The organism is Arthrobacter sp. HMWF013 (genome assembly GCF_003061105.1).
Lineage (GTDB): Bacteria > Actinomycetota > Actinomycetes > Actinomycetales > Micrococcaceae > Arthrobacter.
Genome location: NZ_QAIQ01000519.1, coordinates 9,316 through 13,142, shown reverse-complemented (window position 1 = coordinate 13,142; position 3,827 = coordinate 9,316). Strand labels below are relative to the sequence as shown.

Annotated in this window: 3 protein-coding genes; 1 reads left to right on the top strand and 2 read right to left on the bottom strand. The window is 65.2% G+C overall.

From position 1 onward, the window contains the following. The coding region (locus DBR22_RS18150) for an amino acid--tRNA ligase-related protein (protein ID WP_258229286.1) at positions 1–781 on the bottom strand (781 nt) is incomplete at its 3' end. A gap of 110 nt (positions 782–891) precedes the next feature. On the opposite strand from DBR22_RS18150, the gene DBR22_RS18145 reads away from it, so the two are divergent. Further along, positions 892–2,136, top strand: coding sequence for an APC family permease (locus DBR22_RS18145; RefSeq protein ID WP_108600159.1), 1,245 nt, complete (start codon positions 892–894; stop codon positions 2,134–2,136). Between the two features lie 6 nt (positions 2,137–2,142). Here DBR22_RS18145 and hisS read toward each other — a convergent pair whose 3' ends face one another. Continuing rightward, the gene (hisS, locus tag DBR22_RS18140; RefSeq protein WP_108600158.1) at positions 2,143–3,525 is read right to left on the bottom strand and encodes a histidine--tRNA ligase; all 1,383 of its coding nucleotides are present in this window, start codon (positions 3,523–3,525) and stop codon (positions 2,143–2,145) included. Positions 3,526–3,827 lie beyond the last annotated feature (302 nt).

Sequence of the window (3,827 nt, the reverse complement as noted above, 5' to 3'; positions counted from 1 at the left end):
TTTCCACGTCGATCAGCTTCCACAGTGCTTTAACGATGTTTTCGCCCAGGGCGATGATGTCGTCCTGGTCCACGAAGCTGGCTTCGATGTCCAGCTGGGTGAATTCCGGCTGGCGGTCGGCGCGGAAATCCTCATCGCGGTAGCAGCGCGCGATCTGGTAGTACTTCTCGAAGCCGCCAACCTGAAGGAGCTGCTTGAAGAGCTGCGGGGACTGCGGAAGTGCGTACCAGGAGCCCGGCGCCAGGCGTGCGGGAACAACGAAGTCGCGGGCGCCTTCCGGCGTCGAACGCGTCAGCGTGGGCGTCTCGATCTCGACGTAACCGTCCTGGTGGAGCAGTTCGCGGGCAATCCGGTTGGCCTCGGAGCGCAACCGGAGGTTGCGGGAGGGGCCGGGGCGGCGCAAGTCCAGGTACCGGTGCTTCAGGCGGGCTTCCTCGCCTACTTCAACGTGCTCGTCAATCTGGAACGGCAGCGGATCCGAGGTGTTGAGGATGACCACCTTGTCCGCCATGACCTCGATCTCGCCGGTCGCCAGGGCGGGGTTCTCGTTGCCGTCTGGCCGTTTGGAAACGGTGCCGGTGATCTGGAGAACGTACTCGTTGCGCAGGCCGTGGAAGACTTCCTCCTCCCGGACCACCACCTGGGCCACACCGGAGGCATCGCGCAGGTCCACGAATGCGACACCACCGTGATCTCGGCGGCGGCCTACCCAGCCGGCCAGGGTTACGGTTTGTCCAATGTGCTCGGAGCGAAGCGATCCGAGGTCATGTGTGCGCAGCACAGCACGCCTTTCTGAAAGAGACAGCAGGAAAACAAGAACTAAAAGTGCTTAGGATCGTTCCGGGAACAATCCCGTCTGAGTTTACCCGTTGGAAAGGCGCACCTCCCCCCATGTCACCGCACCGGCAGCTTCAACGGAGGCTGGGCGTAGTTGACGCCACTGCCATCGGACTGGGATCCATGCTGGGGGCGGGCGTCTTTGTGGTCTTCGCCCCCGCGGCGGGCCTGGCCGGAAACTTCCTGGTCCTCGCCGTGCTCCTGGCTGGTGCGGTGGCGTACTGCAACGCCGTTGCCTCGGCCGAACTGGCCGCGAAGTATCCGGCCAGCGGCGGAACGTACGTCTATGGCCGGAAGCGGCTGGGCGAGTGGCCCGGATTCCTGGCAGGCTGGGGATTCGTTACCGGCAAGACGGCCTCCTGCGCGGCGATGGCGCTCACGTTCGGTTATTACGCCGCACCTTCCTATGCCGTCCCGATTGCCATCGCAGCGGTGGTCGCCCTGACTGCAGTGAACCTGTTCGGCATCACCCGCACCGCGCTCCTGACCAAAATCCTCCTGGGGATTGTGGTGGCCACGCTGGCGTTTGTTGCCGCTGCCGCCATCCTGGGGCCGCATCCGGCCGGAGCGGTGGCCGGCCCCGCCCCGGCTGGTGGAATCGGGGGCGTGTTGCCGGCCGCCGGCCTGATGTTCTTTGCCTTCGCAGGCTACGCCCGGATCGCCACCCTGGGCGAAGAGGTCAGGGATCCCGCGAAGACCATTCCCCGGGCCATCCTGGCCGCCCTGGCCGGCGCCTTCGTCATCTATCTCGCCATGGCTGTGCTCCTGCTCAGCCATTTACCCGACGGCCGGCTCGCGGCGTCCACGGCTCCCCTGCTGGACGCCGTGTCCAGCTCGCGGCTCGGGGCCGGCGCGCCGCTGGTCCAGGCCGGTGCGGCCGCAGCATGCCTCGGGGCGCTCCTGGCGCTCATCACCGGCATCGGAAGGACTGCGCTGGCGATGGCCAGGGAACGTGATCTGCCCGGCCCCCTTGCCAGGGTTGGCGGCAAGCACACCGTGCCGTACGTCGCGGAACTGAGCGAGGCCGCCGCCGTGGTGCTCCTGTTGCTGACCACCGATGTGATGACCGTGGTGGGTTTCTCAAGCTTCGGCGTGCTGATCTACTACGCGGTGGCCAATGCCGCGGCCTACACCCTTGAGGAGCACCCGGCCCACGCCCCCAAATGGCTCAACGTGGCGGGCTTCTTCAGCTGCCTGCTCCTGGCCTTCACCCTGCCGCCGGCATCGGTCCTGGGGATGGCCGCCGTCCTGGCAGCCGGAGCAGCAGGCAGGTTCCTGGTGCTCCGGCTCCGCCGCTAGGCTGCGTCAGGCAGGCTGGGCTGCTGCCGTCTCCTGCTCAACGGTGGTGACCTGGACGGTGAGATCTTCCGACGGCGGCGTCCAGATCTCCGGAAAGGCAACCACCTGTTCGCCGGACCGGATGTCCTTCACCTGGTGATTGCCGTCGTCGTCCGTGAACCAGACGAAAGGAATGCCGCGGCGGTCAGCGAACTTGATCTGCTTGCCGAACTTCTCTGCCTTGGCGGCAACCTCCGTGGCTATGCCGCGGCTGCGAAGCTGGGCGGCGACGTCCTGCGCGGAACCCCAGCTGTCGTCATTGGTGAGCGCCACGAGCACCACGGTGGGGACGGAGCGGGAAGCCTTGGCGAGATCCTGGCTGAGGATCCGTGAGACCAGCCGGGTGACGCCGATGGACAGGCCGACCCCGGGGAACTTGCGGTTGCCCTTCGAGGCCAGCGCGTCATACCGGCCGCCCGAGCAGATGGAACCGAGCTGCTCGTGGCCAACCAGCACTGTCTCCACCACGGTGCCGGTGTAATAGTCCAGGCCGCGGGCAATGCTGAGATCGGCAACCACCTTGCCGGGCGCACGCTGCACTGCGGCGTCGATCACCTGTTCGAGTTCGTTCAGGCCTTCCTCGAGCAGGTCGTTGCTGACGCCCAGTGCGCGCACCTCGGCCACAAAGGAGGTGTCTTCGGTGCGGATGGCTGCCAGTTTCAACGCCAGCTGCGCCTGGTCATCGGACGCACCGAGTTCGGTTTTCAGCAGTTCAGCAACCTTGGCGGGGCCGATCTTTTCCAGCTTGTCGATGCTGCGCAGCACACCGGCGGTGTCGTCCAGGCCGATTCCGCGGTAGAAACCCTCGGCCAGTTTCCGGTTATTGATGCGCAGGCGGAAGTCCGGGATGGGCAGGGCGCTGAGTGCTTCCGCGATGACCAGGGCAATTTCAACGTCATATCGGAAGGGCAGTTCGCCGTCGCCAACAACGTCGATGTCCGCCTGCGTGAATTCGCGGGCGCGTCCTTCCTGCGGGCGTTCTCCGCGCCAGACCTTCTGGATCTGGTAGCGCCGGAACGGGAAGGCAAGGTATCCGGCGTTTTCCACAACGTAGCGCGCAAACGGCACCGTCAGGTCGAAGTGGAGTGCAAGTGCGTGGGGATCGGTCTTGCCGGCCCTGGCCGTATCCGCAGAGTCGTCGTCCTCCTGGAGGCGGCTGAGTCCGTACACTTCCTTATCGATCTCGCCCTTGCGCAGCAGCTGTCCGACCGTCTCCACGGCCCGGGTCTCGATGGAACCGAAACCGTGAAGTTCGAATACCGTGCGGAGCGTATCCAGCACATGCAGCTCCACCAGCCGCTCCTCGGGAAGCCACTCGGGGAATCCGGACAAGGAGGCTGTGCGTGCCATGGTGGAAATTCTCCTCTTACTCAGGGTGACCGTTACTTTGCTCCTCATTCCCCCCGAAACGGGGCCAGGAACGGCTGCAGTCCAGTCAGTCATGCATAAACTTATGTGCGGCAGTCAGTTTATGCGCCATCCGCCTGCATCTCTAATGCGGCTTACGGCGTCCCGAAGGCTGCCCCACAGCAACCGTGTCCCGGTTCTTCAACGGACCAGGCGCGGCCCGACACACAGGAGGATCCTTGGCGGCGAGTTCACGCAGTGCCCGCGAAGCCAAACGGCGCATCCAGCAGATGGAGGCAAAGCGC

Excerpts from the sequence above, each read along its gene's own strand:
- hisS (WP_108600158.1), bottom strand. The coding sequence starts at position 3,525 with ATGGCACGCACAGCCTCCTTGTCCGGATTCCCCGAGTGGCTTCCCGAG.
- DBR22_RS18145 (WP_108600159.1), top strand. The coding sequence starts at position 892 with ATGTCACCGCACCGGCAGCTTCAACGGAGGCTGGGCGTAGTTGACGCC.